Annotated in this window: 12 protein-coding genes; 4 read left to right on the forward strand and 8 right to left on the reverse strand. The window is 33.2% G+C overall.

Translation table 11 applies throughout. From position 1 onward, the window contains the following. The first annotated feature begins 105 nt into the window (after positions 1–105). The 3 genes from BZARG_RS14860 to BZARG_RS14870 all read left to right on the forward strand — a co-directional run bounded on the left by BZARG_RS14860 (position 106) and on the right by BZARG_RS14870 (position 3,926). Entirely contained in the window at positions 106–3,300 is a 3,195-nt protein-coding gene (locus BZARG_RS14860; protein ID WP_008639871.1) for an efflux RND transporter permease subunit, read from the forward strand. Between the two features lie 74 nt (positions 3,301–3,374). Next, positions 3,375–3,680: a hypothetical protein gene (locus BZARG_RS14865; protein WP_008639846.1), complete on the forward strand. Its 306-nt coding sequence runs from the start codon at positions 3,375–3,377 to the stop codon at positions 3,678–3,680. Positions 3,681–3,698: 18 nt separating this feature from the next. Then, complete coding sequence (locus BZARG_RS14870; protein ID WP_008639860.1) at positions 3,699–3,926, forward strand: YgaP family membrane protein; 228 nt, start codon at positions 3,699–3,701, stop codon at positions 3,924–3,926. 88 nt (positions 3,927–4,014) lie between these two features. On the opposite strand, the gene nhaA is transcribed toward BZARG_RS14870, so the two are convergent. The 7 genes from nhaA to BZARG_RS14905 all read right to left on the reverse strand — a co-directional run bounded on the left by nhaA (position 4,015) and on the right by BZARG_RS14905 (position 15,174). After that, positions 4,015–5,343 (reverse strand): Na+/H+ antiporter NhaA, encoded by a 1,329-nt coding sequence (gene nhaA, locus BZARG_RS14875; RefSeq protein WP_008639835.1) that lies wholly within the window; start codon positions 5,341–5,343, stop codon positions 4,015–4,017. A 182-nt stretch (positions 5,344–5,525) separates the two neighbouring features. After that, the gene (locus tag BZARG_RS14880) at positions 5,526–6,689 is read right to left on the reverse strand and encodes an MFS transporter (RefSeq protein WP_008639870.1); all 1,164 of its coding nucleotides are present in this window, start codon (positions 6,687–6,689) and stop codon (positions 5,526–5,528) included. A gap of 57 nt (positions 6,690–6,746) precedes the next feature. Beyond that, entirely contained in the window at positions 6,747–7,661 is a 915-nt protein-coding gene (locus tag BZARG_RS14885; RefSeq protein ID WP_008639836.1) for a YeiH family protein, read from the reverse strand. 280 nt (positions 7,662–7,941) lie between these two features. Further along, on the reverse strand, positions 7,942–8,976 hold the full coding sequence (locus tag BZARG_RS14890; RefSeq protein ID WP_008639868.1) for a TlpA family protein disulfide reductase: 1,035 nt from the start codon (positions 8,974–8,976) through the stop codon (positions 7,942–7,944). A gap of 28 nt (positions 8,977–9,004) precedes the next feature. Beyond that, the gene (locus BZARG_RS14895) at positions 9,005–10,414 is read right to left on the reverse strand and encodes a RagB/SusD family nutrient uptake outer membrane protein (protein ID WP_008639840.1); all 1,410 of its coding nucleotides are present in this window, start codon (positions 10,412–10,414) and stop codon (positions 9,005–9,007) included. A 12-nt stretch (positions 10,415–10,426) separates the two neighbouring features. Further along, positions 10,427–13,948 (reverse strand): TonB-dependent receptor, encoded by a 3,522-nt coding sequence (locus tag BZARG_RS14900; protein WP_008639853.1) that lies wholly within the window; start codon positions 13,946–13,948, stop codon positions 10,427–10,429. 92 nt (positions 13,949–14,040) lie between these two features. Then, entirely contained in the window at positions 14,041–15,174 is a 1,134-nt protein-coding gene (locus tag BZARG_RS14905) for a FecR family protein (protein WP_008639857.1), read from the reverse strand. A gap of 110 nt (positions 15,175–15,284) precedes the next feature. Here BZARG_RS14905 and BZARG_RS14910 point away from each other — a divergent pair, with 110 nt between their 5' ends. Beyond that, the gene (locus BZARG_RS14910; RefSeq protein ID WP_123767004.1) at positions 15,285–15,839 is read left to right on the forward strand and encodes an RNA polymerase sigma factor; all 555 of its coding nucleotides are present in this window, start codon (positions 15,285–15,287) and stop codon (positions 15,837–15,839) included. Here the strand turns inward: BZARG_RS14910 and BZARG_RS14915 are convergent. Next, positions 15,836–16,681: a universal stress protein gene (locus tag BZARG_RS14915; RefSeq protein WP_008639842.1), complete on the reverse strand. Its 846-nt coding sequence runs from the start codon at positions 16,679–16,681 to the stop codon at positions 15,836–15,838. The two genes, BZARG_RS14910 and BZARG_RS14915, sit on opposite strands and share 4 nt — an antisense overlap. Between the last annotated feature and the right edge of the window lie 121 nt (positions 16,682–16,802).

Here is a 16,802-nt window from a genome sequence, read left to right on the forward strand (position 1 = left end):
AGTCCCAGCATTTAAAAAAAAGTATTAACTAAAAATAACCCGTAAAAGTTCCCTTTTGAAGCCTGTGCTCTGCACAGTCGAAGTAGAAAGGGTTAGGGATAGGATATGAAAGAAGGAATCGCAGGAAAAATTGCCAAAGTATTTATGCAATCCAAGTTAACGATACTGTTAATGATTGTATTTATGGTTGTTGGCGTATATAGTTCGTTTTTAATTCCACGTGAGGAAGAACCACAAATTGATGTGCCTATGGCCGATATATTTGTAGGCTACCCAGGTGCCAGTCCGGCAGAAGTAGAAGCGCGCGTTATCAAACCTTTAGAGCAATTAATTTCAAATATTAAAGGTGTAGAATATGTGTATTCTACGTCCATGAAAGAGCAAGGTATGGTAATTGTCCAATTTTATGTGGGCGAAGATATTGAGCGTTCATTTGTAAAATTATATAACGAAATCAATAAGCACATGGATCAAATGCCAGAAGGCGTTACATTTCCATTAGTTAAAACACGTGCTATTGATGATGTTCCTATGTTAGGTTTAACATTATGGAGTGAAAATTATGACGATTACCAATTAAGCCAAATGGCGCAAGAATTGGAAGATGAAATTAAAAAAGTAAATGATGTTGCTATTACCCATAAAATTGGTGGTAGAGATCGTCAGTTACGTGTTGTTTTAGATAAGGATAAATTGGCTGCTAGCGGCTTGGATTTCTTATCGGTTTCTGAAATGATTAAGGCAAATAACAGTCAATTAAGTTCAGGAAGTTTCGACAAAAACGATACCGAATTTCTTATAAATACAGGTAAATTTTTAGAATCGGCTACAGATGTTGAAAACCTAGTAGTTGGTGTTCAACAAAATCAACCGATTTATTTAAAGCAAATTGCAGAAATTTTGGATGGTCCTGAAGTGCCACAAAACTATGTAAGTTTAGGTTTTGGTAAAGGGAGTGAAAAATCGAGCGATTTTAGATCTGATTATCCAGCTGTAACCATATCTGTTGCCAAAAGAAAAGGTGCAGATGCTATGAAAATTGCAGAAGTTATTATTGCTAAAGTTGAGCATTTACGTACCACATTAATTCCAGATGATGTTAATGTAGAGATTACTAGAAACTACGGTGAAACAGCTTCACAAAAAGTTTCTGAACTGTTATGGCATTTAATAGGGTCTATTTTTGCTGTTACTCTTGTGGTTATGTTAGCCATGGGATGGCGTGGTGGTTTGGTCGTGTTTTTATCCGTGCCAATTACCTTTGCTTTGACTTTATTGAGTTATTACATGATGGATTATACACTGAACCGAATTACACTTTTCGCTTTAGTGTTTGTTACAGGTATTGTAGTGGATGACTCCATTATTATTGCAGAAAATATGCATAGGCATTTTAAAATGAAACGCCTCCCCTTTAAACAGGCTGCATTATATGCCATTAATGAAGTTGGAAACCCAACCATTTTAGCAACATTTACAGTAATTGCTTCGGTTTTACCAATGGCTTTTGTTTCTGGATTAATGGGACCTTATATGGCTCCTATGCCAATTGGCGCATCTATTGCCATGATTTTATCGCTATTTGTAGCTTTAACGGTTACACCTTATCTGGGATATATTTTCTTAAGAGAAAAAACTAAAAAAGGCGAACCAGAAAAAGTTGAAAAACCTTTAGAAGAAACATTAATTTACCGCTTATACAATAAATTTGAGCGTCCATTAATAGAAAGCACAGCCAAACGTTGGATATTTTTAGGTGTTACATTTAGTGTTTTATTAGGTACTATGGTATTGTTTTTTACGAAATCGGTTGCAGTTAAAATGCTTCCTTTTGATAATAAAAATGAATTCCAAGTAGTTATTGATATGCCAGAAGGCACGACTTTGGAGCGTACAGGTGTTGTTACGCAAGAAATTGCCCAATACTTATCTACTAGACCAGAGGTTGTAAATTACCAGAACTATGTAGGTACTTCAGCACCTATTACCTTTAACGGGTTAGTACGTCATTATGATTTACGTGGCGGTAGTAATATGGCCGATATTCAAGTGAATTTGATTGATAAAAATGAACGTAAAGCACAAAGTCATGATATAGCTAAATTGTTACGTCCAGATATTCAAAAAATTGCAGCCAAATACAATGCGAATGTGAAATTAGTAGAAGTTCCACCAGGACCTCCTGTACTTTCAACTATTGTTGCTGAAGTTTATGGACCTGATTATAACGAGCAAATAAAAATTGCCGACCATATTCAAGATATTTTAAGAAATACCGATGATGTGGTTGATATTGACTGGATGGTTGAAGATGATCAAACGGAATATCAGTTTGAAATCAATAAGGAAAAAGCCATGTTATACGGTGTAGCGCCACAGCAAATTGCTTACACCATGAATTTGGCATTGTCTAACAGAGCCATCACAACACTATATGATGAAAATGTAAGTAAGCAAGTAGGATTGGTATTAGCTTTAGATGAAAAAGAAAAATCGACTATTTCAGATATTTCCCAACTTAAAGTTAAGTCTAATCAAGGAAATATGGTACCGATTGCCGATTTGGTAACTATTAATAAAACTATAGCTGCAAAAAGCATTTACCGTAAAAATCAAAAACGAGTGGTTTATGTATTAGCCGATATGGCTGGCGATTTGGAAAGTCCTGCATATGCTATTTTAGGCATGGAAGACAAGTTAAAAGAAATTCCATTACCACAAGGCTATGAACTTATCGAAATGTACTTGGGTCAGCCAGATTTTGAAGATAATTACACCGTTAAATGGGATGGTGAATGGCAAATTACATTGGAAGTATTTAGAGATTTAGGAATTGCCTTTTTAGGTGCCATAATCTTGATATATATTTTAATTGTAGGTTGGTTCCAGAACTTTAAAGCACCAATTGTGATGATGGTGGCGATTCCTTTATCCTTAATAGGTATTATATTAGGACACTGGATTATGGGTGCGTTTTTTACGGCAACTTCATTTATAGGAATGATTGCATTAGCGGGAATTATGGTGCGGAACTCGGTTCTATTAATTGACTTTATCAATTTACGAACTGCAGAAGGTGTCCCATTAAAACAGGCCGTTATTGAAGCTGGAGCGGTACGAACGACTCCTATCCTACTTACGGCAGGAACAGTTGTTATTGGAGCGTTTGTAATATTATTTGATCCAATTTTTCAAGGATTAGCTATATCGCTTATGGGTGGAACCATTGTATCAACGGTATTAACTTTATTGGTTGTACCATTGGTTTATTATATGATTGAGAAAAAAAATTATAAATAATTAAACAAATAACCTATTGTATAGGGATAGCTCACGAGCTATCCCTATACAATAGGTTTTAAAAGAAAGATATAATGAAATTAGTAATTGTAACATCAGTCGAAGAGTTTCAGAAAGATGTTTTGAGACTCTTTAAAAAAGCCAATATAGAGAACTTAAGCAGTTCTGAAATTGATGGTCATAAAAATTCCGAAGCGGTAGTAATGACATCAAGTTGGTTTCCAGGTAAAAAATTTGGTAATGAATCGAGCTTGTTTTTTTCCTTCACACAAGATGAAAACATTGATACATTATTCGATTTAATAAAAGAATTTAATACAACTTTAGAAACAAACAACCCATTAAAAGCGGTAGTTGTTCCGATAGAAAGATTTATATAACCTTAAAATTAATTAAACATGTTAAATACATATTTTAGAATTATTGTTGGCTTTATGGTACTACTAAGCGTTGGACTTACGCAATATGTAGATCCTAATTGGATGTGGTTCACCATTTTTATTGGTGTTAATTTAATCCAATCAGCTTTTACCAGATGGTGCTTATTAGAAACTATTTTAATGAAATTAGGACTTAAAAAAGGAGGTGATACCAGTTGTTCTGCCCCCATAAAAAGTAAGAACTAAATTTAATAGAGAATAAAACTAAAAAAAAACCTTAATATCTTTATGATAAAGATATTAAGGTTTTTTTATGTTCAATACTTAAATTATTTTATTCCTCTAATACTATTTCATCTCCCGAATTTTCTTTTGGAAGGCTATATCGAAGAATTATATACCCTGAAATAGCAGCTATTACGGAGGCAATAAGAATTCCTATTTTAGCAGAGTCAATGTATTGTGGTGTTGTCATAAAAGCTAAACTAGTAATGAAGATAGCCATAGTAAAACCAATACCTGCCAAAAATGATACACCAATTATTTGCATTTTTGTTATACTATCAGGCACTGTAATAATTTTAAGTTTTTTCGCTACAAACACAATTAGCGGTATACCAATACCTTTACCAAGAACTAAAGCAATAATAATATGTACGGTTAAAGCTAAATCTATTTCAACATCGCTACTAATCATCACACCGGCATTTGCTAAAGCAAAAACAGGAATAACTAGATAGGCAACCCAGCCATGTAACTTATGTTCTAAAAGTTGTAAAGGCGATTTGAATTTTTTAGACCAATTATCTAAAGATCCTATTTGCGCAAGCTGTTGTTTAGATAGAATTGGTTCATTTAATACGTCAGCCTTTTTCATATTCTCATAAACCACTTCTAAATTATTTAAAAATGCTTCTGTTTGAATTTTTTGCCTGACCGGTACTGAAAAAGCTAATAAAATTCCTGCAACCGTAGGATGTATTCCTGATTTTAAAAATAAAACCCAAACAGCACAAGCAACAATAAACAAAAAGATTGGAGAGTATTGCCCCTTGTAAGAAAGATAATAAACCAAACCTAGTAATAATGCTGCAATAAGCAATAAGGTAAGGTTAATAGTTCCACTATAAAAAACAGCAATTACTAAAACGGCACCTATATCATCTACAATAGCGAAAGCCGTTAAAAATATTTTTAAACTCAATGGTACGCGATTTCCAAGTACATTTAAAACGGCCAGTGAGAACGCAATATCTGTAGCCATTGGAATACCCCAACCCTTTAAGGTTTCAGGGTTTTCATTTAACAAGATGAAAAATAATACAGGAACAATCATACCTCCCAATGCACCAAATAACGGGAAAGCCAATTTTTTCATGGAGTTTAATTCACCAATAATCAATTCCCGTTTAATTTCTAAACCAATTAGGAAAAAGAAAATAGCCATTAAACCATCGTTAACCCAAAGTATCAAGGGTTTTTTAAATTCAAAGGAGTCCGTAACGATTCCAAGTTCGTATTGCCAAAGCGCTTGATAACTCCCTGCAAATCCAGAGTTAGCCCAAACAATTGCGGTTATAGTTGCTAGTAGGAGTAAAATACCACTAAAACTTTCTATTTTAATAAATTTTTGAAGGGGTGTAAGTAATACTTTTTTTAGCATAGATAGGGTTTCGGTCAATAATTAGATAATATCAAATATAAAGTATTGAAGTTTCAAAAGTGAATAAAAACGTCTATTTTAATATATATTTAAGAAATCGCTATTCAAAAGCCTTTAAATGTTAAAAAAAACATAATTATTGTGCTATTAACTGTTATAGTTAATTTTAAAACATATAACACTTAACTAACTTTTTTGCTATATAACACTTGAGTAATAGCCATAGCGCCTGTAATTCCAAGACCTAATAATGAAACACCAGTCCAATTATAGTATTGCCAAGCAACTGCCCCCAAAGTTGTACCTAGTGAACCTCCGATAAAAAAACTTACCATATAGATGGTATTTACCCGATTTCTAGCTTCTTCATTTTTAGAGAAAATAATATTCTGATTGGTAATATGTATTCCTTGCATTCCTAAATCGATAAGAATAACGCCTATAATTAACCCAACAAGAGATTGTGCAGAAAATAAGAATATAGACCAAGAAATAATAAGTAGAACAATACCAAAAGCAATTAGTTTATTTTTACTGACTTTATTATTTAATTTCCCTATAACAGTTGCACCCAAAGCTCCTGCAATACCAAACAAACCAAATAATCCTGTTATACTGCTTCCGTAGCCAAAGGAATCTTCCATTAAAAATACCAAGGTCGTCCAAAACACACTTAAACCTCCAAATGCTAATGCACCACGTAAGGAGGCTAATCGTAAAGCTGGTTCTGTTTTGAAGTAAAACCATATGGATTTCATGAGACTTGAATAAGTGCCAGTATAGGTTGGCGTAATTTTTGGTAACTTAACGGTTAGAATAACAAACAGAACAATCATTACAACAGCTGCTCCGAAATAAACATAGCGCCAGCCAAATTGTTCACCAATAAAACCGCTTAAAACGCGACTACCTAAAATACCAATAAGCAAACCACTCATAACAATTCCAATGGCTCTACCTCTTCCAGCATCATTAGATAATTGCGCAGCCATAGGAACAAAGAGCTGCGGGATAGACGATGTAAAGCCTACTATAAAACTACTAATTATTAACAGCGTTAGAGAGCTTGACATTGCAACTGCGAACAAAGCAATAATCAGGATTGTAAAGTCGATTTTAAGTATTTTATGATTAGCAATTTTATCACCTAAAGGAATAATAAAAAGCAAACCGAAAGCGAATCCCAATTGTGTAGATAATGCCACATTACTAACTGCAGATTCCGTGACATCAAAGGTTACAGAAATTAAATGCAATAATGGTTGATTATAATACAAGTTGGCAACAACAAGTCCTGCCGAAATACTCATTAAATATAATACAGAGTTAGATAAGGGTGTTTTCATTTAGTTTTAAGTGGATTTCCGCAATACAGTTTTACTTGTAATTTATTTCCTGAATTATTATGTATTCATAATAAATGTGAGGGATCCAATTGAAATAAATACCCAAAGAATAATACCAAGTGCAAAGGGTTTAAAACCAGTTTCCTTAATTTGTTTAACCGATAAGGTTGTTCCTACTAAAAATAGTGTAACAATTAATAAACGTTTAGATATGGTAGTAATAGTTCCTGTTAACAATTCTGGTAAGGGTAAATAACTATTCATTAGGATTGCGATTACAAAATATAAAATAAACCATGGAATTTTTATTTTACCATCTTTAGATTTAAACATGAACATAGATAAAATAGACACGGGAATAATCCAAAGTGTTCGTGCTAATTTTACGGTAGTTGCCACGCGTAAAGCTTCATCCCCAAAAGTTAAAGCTGCACCAACAACCGAACTGGTATCATGAATAGCGATTGCTGCCCATAAACCAAATTGTTCTTGGGTGAGTGCGAAAAATTCGCCGATACTTGGAAATATAAATAATGCAATGGAGTTTAATAAAAATACAACGCCCAAAGCAACCGAAATAATTTTAGGTTTAGCTTGAATTACTGGTGCAACGGCTGCAATAGCACTACCCCCACAAATAGAGGTTCCTGATGAAATTAAATGCCCCAACTTTAAATCTATATTTAAAAGGCGCGTTAAAAGCCATCCTAAACTCAATGTAGCAACAATAGATAGGAAGGTTAAAAGTAACCCTTCCCTACCCGTTTTTAATGTTTCCATGAAAAACATACCAAAACCTAAACCAACAATGGAAATTTTTAATAAGTGCTGAATCCCTAATTGACGTATTTTCTCGAAAACATCACCAAAAACAAGCGTAAAAACAAAGCCTAATATTAATGCAACTGGACTGCTAACATATCCGCTTAAACATAGTGCTACGCATAAAACGAAAAGTACTTTTTTAATCATTTCTACCTCCTATTTATATGGTTACAAAGATATCACGTTTTTCAAGTTTTAAAATTGATTTAAGGCAACGTTTTGTTAAAGTTTGGCTCATTCAGCACTGTAATGCGACCGATGAAATATTTAAATAAGCTGGCGTTATATTAAGGCCTATTTTAAGCAGTATTTAGGTTTTTTTTTTAAAATAGCTTCACATTATGAAATCTCAAAAAAAATAAAAAAACCAGAGCGATAATTTGCTCTGGCTTTTCTAGTAATTGCTATTAATTATTAAAACGACAAATTAAAGATCTAACGTGTTTAATAATGTTGTTAACTTCTCTTCAGAAGGTCTTGGTGCATCATAAGTGACAATATTCCCTTCAGGATCTAATAAAATAAATCTTGGAATTCCGTAAATATAATAATCAACAAAAAACTGGGATTCAATAGCGTTATCGGCTAATAGCTGAACACCATGTAAATTTTTATCGACAATCATTTTACGCCACTTATCTTCATCCTTCATCTGATCGGCAGAGATACTTAAAAATGTGATGTTTTTTCCTTCAAACTCCTTTTCTACTTTTTGTAAAAATGGAATTTCATAAATACAAGGCACACACCATGTTGCCCAAACATCAATGTATACGTAGCTTCCTTTAAAGTCTGCTAAAGAAGAGGTTCCACCTGCATAATTTTTAAAATCTAAAAAATTCGGTGAAGGGTTTCCTTTTCCTAATTTGCTATTAATTTCTAATTGCTCTTTGTGCTGCGCAATCATATTCGTTTCAAACTCTTCCATGCCCGCTTTTTCTTCCGCTACAAATGAAGAATCTAACGTTGCCGATTTACTTTCTAATTCAGAATTAAAATCAGCAAGAAACTTATCAGTTGTTGTTTTAAACTCGTCTTCAGGTAATCCTAAATAGTTTTTATAATCTTTACCAAAAAGACCACTAATATGCTTGCCTTTATATTTTAGAAAGTTATTTTCTTCTTCACCTTTCCCTGAAAATGTAATGGTTTTCTGAATTTCTTCAGCATCAAAATCTATCTTAAGGTCCATATCATTTTTAAGGTACAATGTAAAAACGTTTCCATAGACCGCATTAAACATGTTTGGCTCTTCCAATTTTAGTGTATCTCTAAAGTTTCCTTTATCATCCAGTTCAAGCATCATAGATAATGACGTTTCCGGATTGTACAATCTTAAACTGATACTATCCTTTGCATTTTTAACTGAACCGTGAATGACTGCGTAATCTTTAGGCGGTTGTTCGTTTTTACCACATGATGCAACTAAGCAAACTAGGGCTATTATTAATAGTTTTTTCATAATTATAGTGTTTTAACAATTTTTAAAATTAATATCCTGGATTTTGTGTAACGGTTGAATTTCCAATAATAACTTGGGCTGGAATTGGTAATACAAACTGATTATTATTGATAATTGATGGTTTTATAACAGTAGCATCTATATTCCCAAGAATATCATAACGCACCACATCAAACCAAGACTCGCCATTTTCGAAAAACAATTCTAAAAGTTTTTCTTGACGGATATCTTCTAATAAAGTTGGTGCATCTGTTAATGTTTTAGCCGTTACAGTAGCACGAGAACGAATAGCGTTTAAGCTTGTTAAAGCTAATGTTAAATCACCTCCAACCCGTCTGGCTTCTGCTTCTGCATGAATTAAATACATTTCGCCTAAACGCAAGTGATACATGGTGTTATTTCTTGATGTTGAGAAATTAGCAAACGGATATTTTCCTTGTTGATTAGCGCCTTTTGTTCCTGTAGAATAAGCGAAGCTAAAACGCGGATCGTAATTTGCACCGTTACCATTTAAATCACCATCTGTAGCGGTTCCTACTTGCGCATCAGCTACAGCTTCTAAATTAGTACTGTAAGAAGTTTGATTTATTAAATTCATATTAGTACCACCTTCAGAACCTGTACCAGAAAATGGTGCATATATAACTTCAGTGGAATTAAAACTATTGGTGAAAATATCGCTATAACTTAATTCAAGTGAATAGCCTTCGCTGTTATTAATAACCTGATCAGCCAATGTTGCAGCTAATTCATACTCATTCATATATAAATATACTTTCGCTAATAAGGCTTTAGAGGCCAAACTACCTGTAATAAAGTGATCGACAAACTGTGCCCCGTTATCTATTCCAAACTGTAAATCGGAAACAATTACGTTATAAACATCTTGAACCGAATTTCTAGGGTTTGCTTCAATCTCCGCGGCAAATGTGGTACGAACAACTATACCATTTGATGAGTTTACATCATAGAATTCTCCAAAATACCTTAACAGGTTAAAATGCGCAAAGGCACGTTGAAATTTAGTTTGCGCTAAAATCTCATTTTTACGTGATTCAGAAATACCAATGGCTTTCCCAGCTTCCAGCTCTTGAATTATAAAATTACTTAAATTAATAATTTTATAATGTCCATTATAAACACCTGATAAAAAATCGTTTTCTACAGGTACTTCATTGGTATTAAAACCACGATTTCCTGTTAAAAAACCGGTTATGCGTCCTTCATTTCCATATGCTGCTAAATGCAACGGAAAGAAGTTGACATCGAAAGCGCGACCTAAATCATACACCCCATTTAATGCTAACTGTGCTGTAGCTTCATTAGCAATAGCATCTTCAGTTGTTAACTGATTTACAGGTTGAATATCATCAATACTACAACTAAAAACCGTGACGGCGAGTATTGAAAAAACAATTGTTTTTATATATATTTTCATCTTTATTATCTTTTAGAATTGCATTTGAATACCTAATGAAACTGATTTTGCTAATGGATACGGATCTTCGTTTGAAGTTTGATCTGAAATAGTACCACGTTCTGATAATGCTTCTGGATCTATACCTGGAAACTTTGTCCATGTAAATAAGTTAGTTCCTGTAATCATTAATCGCGCACTTTCTACACCGACTTTCTTCATTAAATCACGATCAAAACTGTAGCTTAACTGTAAACTTTTTAATCGTAAATAAGACGTATCGTATAAATAACGATCAGACATACGTGAGCTTTCTGATGGATCAAAATATAAGGCTCTTGCATAACGTGCATCAGTATTTTCTGGTGTCCACGTATTTAAAGCATACTCGCTATATTTGTTTTCACCTAGAGAGTTAAATACGCCGCGTCCAATAGCATTCCACGATGCTTCTGCTCCAACTGAATATTGAAAGAAAGCAGATACTGAAAAGTTTTTGTAAACAAACGTATTAGAAAAACCTCCGAAGAAATCTGGCTCAATATTACCAATTATCGTTCTATCAGCCGATGTAATTTCACCATCGCCATTTGTATCTTCAAACATATAATCTCCTGCGCCTGTTGATTGCTGGTCGTAAAAACCATTTGGTGAAGACGCATTAAGTGCATCTACTTCATCTTGCGATTGGAAGATTTTTGCTACTTTATAACCTTTAATAGTTCCAACAGGTTCACCTTCTATGAAATAATCCAATAAAAATTGATTAATATTAGAACCGTTTATTTTAGTCAATTCATTTCTATTAAATGCCCAGTTTACATTGGCAGACCACGTAAAATCTTCTGTTCTAATAATATCACCCCCTAAACTAACTTCAATACCTTTATTGGTTACATCAATAAAGTTAGTATAGAACGTGCTTGGTCCCAATTCTAAAGGAATAGGAGTTTTCACCAAGGCATCCGATGTTTTACGTGAATACGCATCAATATTACCACGTAAACGCGAATTAAATAATGCAAAGTCTAAACCAAGATTCACCTCTTCAGTTGTTTCCCAACCAATATTTTCATTCGGAAAAATATCAGATAAAGTAATAGCAGATTCACCATTATAAACATCACTAGCTGAAGTTGACAGGAACTGGATGTAAGCGAAATCAGCTACATTTGTAGATCCTACACGACCAACACTGGCACGTAATCTCAACGTATTTATAAAATCTGAATCCGTTAAAAATTCTTCGTTTGATGCATTCCAACTAGCGGAAAGCGATGGGAAATAAGCTGTTTGATTATCCGGACTGAATTTAGAAGACGTATCTGCTCTCCAGTTGATCGTAGCGTTATAACGATTTTTATAACTGTACGTTAAACGCGAGAAAAGTGAGTTTAAACCAGATTCCAATCGGCTATTAGAATATCCTAGTACATTGGATGCTGATGTGGCATTAATTAAAATTTCTTCATCCGGAAAACCTGAATAAAAACCACTAGAGTTATCAAAATTTGTTCGATCCCAAGCAGTACCACCCATAATACTAAAATCATGATTACCAAAATTCCATTTATAGTTAGCGGTTAAGTTAGTCGTTACGTTTGACACTAATCCTTTAGACTCTAGTAAGTAAGATTCTACTGGTGCAAACACTAAATCTGCTTGACTAATTTTAGGAATAAAAGAACTATTATCCGTGTAAAAAACAGCAGCATTTACATCGGCCTTTATTTTTAAATCTTTTAATGGTTCAATTTCTATATAGGTGTTTCCAATAAAATTGTATGATTTCTCATTTGTTTTATTTTGTAAACGCATTAGTGGATTTGGCTCATACGTTTCAGCAAAACCATAAGCAAAATCTGGTTGCGCATATAATTGACCATTTTCATCATAAACCGGTAAATCTGGTCTGGCACGGGCAATAGATGAATTTACGGTGTATTCGCCAAATAAATTATCTTGTCCTGATTCCGATTTCACATGACTTAAGTTAACGGTACCACCAACGGTTACATAGTCGGAAACATCGGTATCTAAAGATAAACTCGTCGTGTACTGCTCTAATCCATCTCTAACCGTTAACCCCTCTTGATCAACAAATGCCAAGCTGAAGTTATAATTAGTATTTTCACTTCCACCAGTTAAACCAACGTTGGCTTGCTTGGTTACGGCAGCACTTCTAAATACAACATCGCTCCAATCTGTATTAGATTTTCCGAAGTAATCTTCACGTAAACCTGTATAATTAACTGTAAACGTATTAAAATCTAAATCTACGTTACCAATATTATCTAAATCGAATGCGAAAAATGGATCTAACTGACCAGCATTCATAGCATTTACACTATTGTTAATTAATAAACTGTAATAGTCACGATATTGATTAGCATCTAAAACATTACTTGTATTTATAGGCTTAGCAAAGGTTGTGGTATAAGAGAAATTAATCTTTGGATCATTATTACGTTTTCCTTTTTTGGTTTGAATGATAATAACACCATTCGCACCACGTGAACCGTAAATAGACGTTGACGCCGCATCCTTTAGGATATCAAAACTTTCAATATCGTTTGGATTAATTGTTAACAAAGGACTAGCACCTTGAAGCGTTTCCTGATTAAAAGGAACACCATCAATAACATATAACGGTTGGTTTAATCCACCTGTCAAGCCTGCCGAAAGCGGCGAAGTAACCCCACGAATGTTTAAACGAACTGGAGAACCTGGACGTCCTGAAGGTTGCGATACTTGAACACCTTTAACAAGGCCACCAAGTGCGCGATCAAAACCAACAGATCCAGTTGCTGCTTGAACAATATCGTCCGATTTAATAGAAGAAACAGCGCCAGTAACATTTTCACGTTTTTGTTTCCCGTAACCTATTAAAACAATTTCCTCTAATTGACTCAAATCTTCTTTTAAAGTAACATTAATAACAGTTTGAGAGCCAATAACTATGCGTTCTGTTTGGTATGCTAAAGAGGAAACCACTATAACTTTATGTTCAGGGTCCAGTAAAAGCTTATAGATTCCTTCAAAATTAGTAACGGTTCCTTTTTGCGTTCCTTCAATAATAACACTAACACCCGGAATTGGAAATCCATTAGAGTCTAATATCGAACCTTCCAACTCACGTTGTTGTATTAGCGGTTTTTTTGAATTGTTTGAAGTCTGAATAGGATTTTGAACTTCAAGTTTTTTTAGAACAATCTGACTTCCGAAAAACTGAAAAGAAATGCCTTTTTCTAGGAATAGTTGTTCTAATAAATCAATAACAGGCATTTTTTCAACATGTAAAGAAACGGTCTGATTTACATTTAACTCTGTACTGTTGTAAAAGAAATGTAAATCGGTTTGCGTTTCAATTTCTTGAAAAACTTGGGTTAAAGAGGCGTTGTCGGCTGATAAAGTCACTTTCTGTTTCTGTCCATAACTCGTATGCGCACTAATTTGCGCAAGACTAATAAATACAAAGAGTATCGTAAATTTCATCTTAAGATGTGATTGGTTTAAAATGCACGTTAGTACATTTCTAATTCGTTGTTTTTTCATAAGTTTACATCGATTTAATTGGTTAACAAACGGTTGAATCATTATTGATTAAAGGGAAGGTGTTGGCGCATCTTCCTTTTTTTTATATCCTATTATTTGGTGTCGGGTTTGGATATTTTAACAACACCATTATTAATCTGATATTTAAATGTTTTATATGTTTGAAAGGTTTTTAAAACCTCATTTATAGTTTCATTTCTAAACGTAGCAGTAATCATCATGGCATCTAATTCTTTATAATCATTAATGATGGTCACGTTAAATTTACGTTCTAATTTATTCGTTATAACCTTAAAGGAATCATCTATAAATAGTAACTCTCCTTTAACCCAGGCTACATATTTTTGCACATTCACCATTTCCGTAACAAGTGAGTCGCTTTCAAAGAAAACACGCTCATTAGGTTGTAATATTTTAGAATTTTCTGAAACTAGCTTACTGTAAGCTTCCACTTTTCCTTCAACTAAAACTGTAAATGTTTTGTTATCTGATTTATAGGAAGTTACATTGAATTTAGTCCCTAAAACCTTAATATCCATATCGTTACTAGAAACAATAAACGGATGTTCTTTATTTGGTGTCACTTCAAAATAAGCTTCTCCATTTAAGAAAACTGTTCTGTTTTTCTCATTTTCTATAAATTCAACTGGGTAGGTTAATTCAGAGCCGGCATTTAGGGTTACTTTGGTACCGTCTGATAAACTAACGGCAAAAGTCTTACCGTAAGGTACCATTAAAGTGTTAAAGCGCAGCGTTTTAGATTCAGAATTTGCATTTTTATAAACTAATTGTTTGTTTTTCTGCTCCGTAACGGTGTTTCCTATAGAATCGGTAATAATTGTATTTTGAACTTCATCTATAGTTTTTATTGTACCATCTTCCAATTGCAACGTAATTTTTGGAGCATCAGCCATTGGGTTTGTACTGATGAAATTGTTATAAACACCAAAACCTATTATGGAAACACCCACTAAAATAGCAGCGTATTTTAAAAGATGAGTAACACCACCAAATCGGTTGTTAGATTTTTGGTTAATTTGCTTTGAAACTTTTTCAAAGGCTAATTCTGAATTAAAATCACTTTGTAAAGCGTTTAATTCATTATTAAGTTTCACGTATGATTTAAACGTTTCCTGATTTTTAGGATTTTCTAACCACATCTTTAAGCGTTGTAAATCCGCTTCAGAAATAGAATCGTTTATGTAACTTGTAATAATTGTTTTCAAATCTTTTTTACTTATTTGTAGTTATGATGCAAAAAAAGTAATTTACCCTTAAGAAATATCAAAATTATTTTTAATATTACCAACTTCAATAAAAATTCACAATGTCCATAATGGATGAAACCCTTATAATTAATCAAATAAAGGCAGGCAACAAGATTGCTTTCAAGCAGTTGTTCGATATGCACTATGCTGCTATTTGTCTATATCTGGTGAATTTTACGAAAAATAGACCTGCAGCCGAAGATATGGCGCAAATGGTTTTTATAGATTTGTGGAATAAACGTGAAAGTATTATAATCCACACCGCTTTAAAAAGTTACTTATATAAAATGGCTTATAACCATTTTTTAATGAGTTTGCGTAAAAAGAATAAGGAAGCAACGCTTTTGGAGCAATTAAAATATGAAGCGCTTCAAACTATTGAGGCACCAACGGAATTAGAGCTAGAAAATAAAGCAAAGCGCCTACAGGCTATTATTGCCCAATTGCCAGAACGTTGTCAAGAAATTTTAAAATTGAAGATGGCTGGTTTAAAATATAAAGAGATTGCCGAAAGACTAGATTTATCTATAAAAACTGTTGAATCGCAAATGCGAATTGCTTTTATAAAAATCAGAGAAAACTATAAAGACGATATCATGCTGTTTTTATTACTGATGGATTAAGCTTTATAAGCTAACATTAAAAATGGTATCTCCAAATTATAAGCAATTTGTTGTGTTTTATGATTTAAAATGAGATGCTCTAAAAAAGTATGTTTCTTGCGCATCATGCTAAACATTTCAATATTATGCTCTTTTATATATAGTAAAACGGTTTCTAAAAATTTTGCTTCGGAGTTAGAAGAAACAAATTGATGATTAATATTTCTAAAAAAGCCTTCCAATTCTTGCTGAACACCTTTTTTATTATCATTTAAACCATCTTCTTCTGAAATATGAAGAACATCCAGTTTATAGTCATAATGTTCCGCTAGCCCTATTAAAATACTTAAATCTTCATGCTTATAAGCCGATTCGTATTTCGTAGTAAAAAGTACATCTTTAATACGTTTAATTGGCGCTCCACTAGGGACTGCTAAAACCGAAACTTGGCAACGCTGAAAAACACGTAAGGTGTTACTCCCAAAAACTATTTTCTCAAAATTAGAAGCACCTTTAGTTCCCATGATAATTAATTCTATTTGATACAATTCTACCACATTATTTATGGAAGCTACCAAATTATCATAATCTATAATAGATGCAAATGTGTGTAATAAATTATGGTTTTTGCTTTTAATATCTTCAACAAGATTTTCTAGTTTATCTTTAGAAGATTTTAGAACGGTTTCATTTAAAGAGGCCGATGTTGAACTCGACATCAATTCACCTGAAATATAATTTGATGATTTAACAACGTGCAATAAATGAAACCGGCATTCCGTGTGCATAAACAACGCCACAGCGTAATTTATAGCGTCGATGGAGTTTTTTGAAAAATCTGTTGTCAATAATATATGTCTCATTATATTGTCTGTTTTAATAAAGATACAATATAGGTTTTGAGCTTCACATTTAAACTGACAATTATCATTTTTTAATTAACTTCAATAAAGTTTTCTATTTAGTCCTCCTTTAATCTAAAAG

Source organism: Bizionia argentinensis JUB59 (assembly GCF_000224335.1).
Taxonomy (GTDB): Bacteria; Bacteroidota; Bacteroidia; order Flavobacteriales; family Flavobacteriaceae; genus Algorimicrobium; species Algorimicrobium argentinense.

What these genes read in the sequence shown, in the direction of transcription:
- BZARG_RS14860 (WP_008639871.1), top strand. Translation starts at nt 106, where the DNA reads ATGAAAGAAGGAATCGCAGGAAAAATTGCCAAAGTATTTATGCAATCC.
- BZARG_RS14865 (WP_008639846.1), top strand. Translation starts at nt 3,375, where the DNA reads ATGAAATTAGTAATTGTAACATCAGTCGAAGAGTTTCAGAAAGATGTT.
- BZARG_RS14870 (WP_008639860.1), top strand. Translation starts at nt 3,699, where the DNA reads ATGTTAAATACATATTTTAGAATTATTGTTGGCTTTATGGTACTACTA.
- nhaA (WP_008639835.1), bottom strand. Translation starts at nt 5,343, where the DNA reads ATGCTAAAAAAAGTATTACTTACACCCCTTCAAAAATTTATTAAAATA.
- BZARG_RS14880 (WP_008639870.1), bottom strand. Translation starts at nt 6,689, where the DNA reads ATGAAAACACCCTTATCTAACTCTGTATTATATTTAATGAGTATTTCG.
- BZARG_RS14885 (WP_008639836.1), bottom strand. Translation starts at nt 7,661, where the DNA reads ATGATTAAAAAAGTACTTTTCGTTTTATGCGTAGCACTATGTTTAAGC.
- BZARG_RS14890 (WP_008639868.1), bottom strand. Translation starts at nt 8,976, where the DNA reads ATGAAAAAACTATTAATAATAGCCCTAGTTTGCTTAGTTGCATCATGT.
- BZARG_RS14895 (WP_008639840.1), bottom strand. Translation starts at nt 10,414, where the DNA reads ATGAAAATATATATAAAAACAATTGTTTTTTCAATACTCGCCGTCACG.
- BZARG_RS14900 (WP_008639853.1), bottom strand. Translation starts at nt 13,948, where the DNA reads ATGAAAAAACAACGAATTAGAAATGTACTAACGTGCATTTTAAACCAA.
- BZARG_RS14910 (WP_123767004.1), top strand. Translation starts at nt 15,285, where the DNA reads ATGGATGAAACCCTTATAATTAATCAAATAAAGGCAGGCAACAAGATT.
- BZARG_RS14915 (WP_008639842.1), bottom strand. Translation starts at nt 16,681, where the DNA reads ATGAGACATATATTATTGACAACAGATTTTTCAAAAAACTCCATCGAC.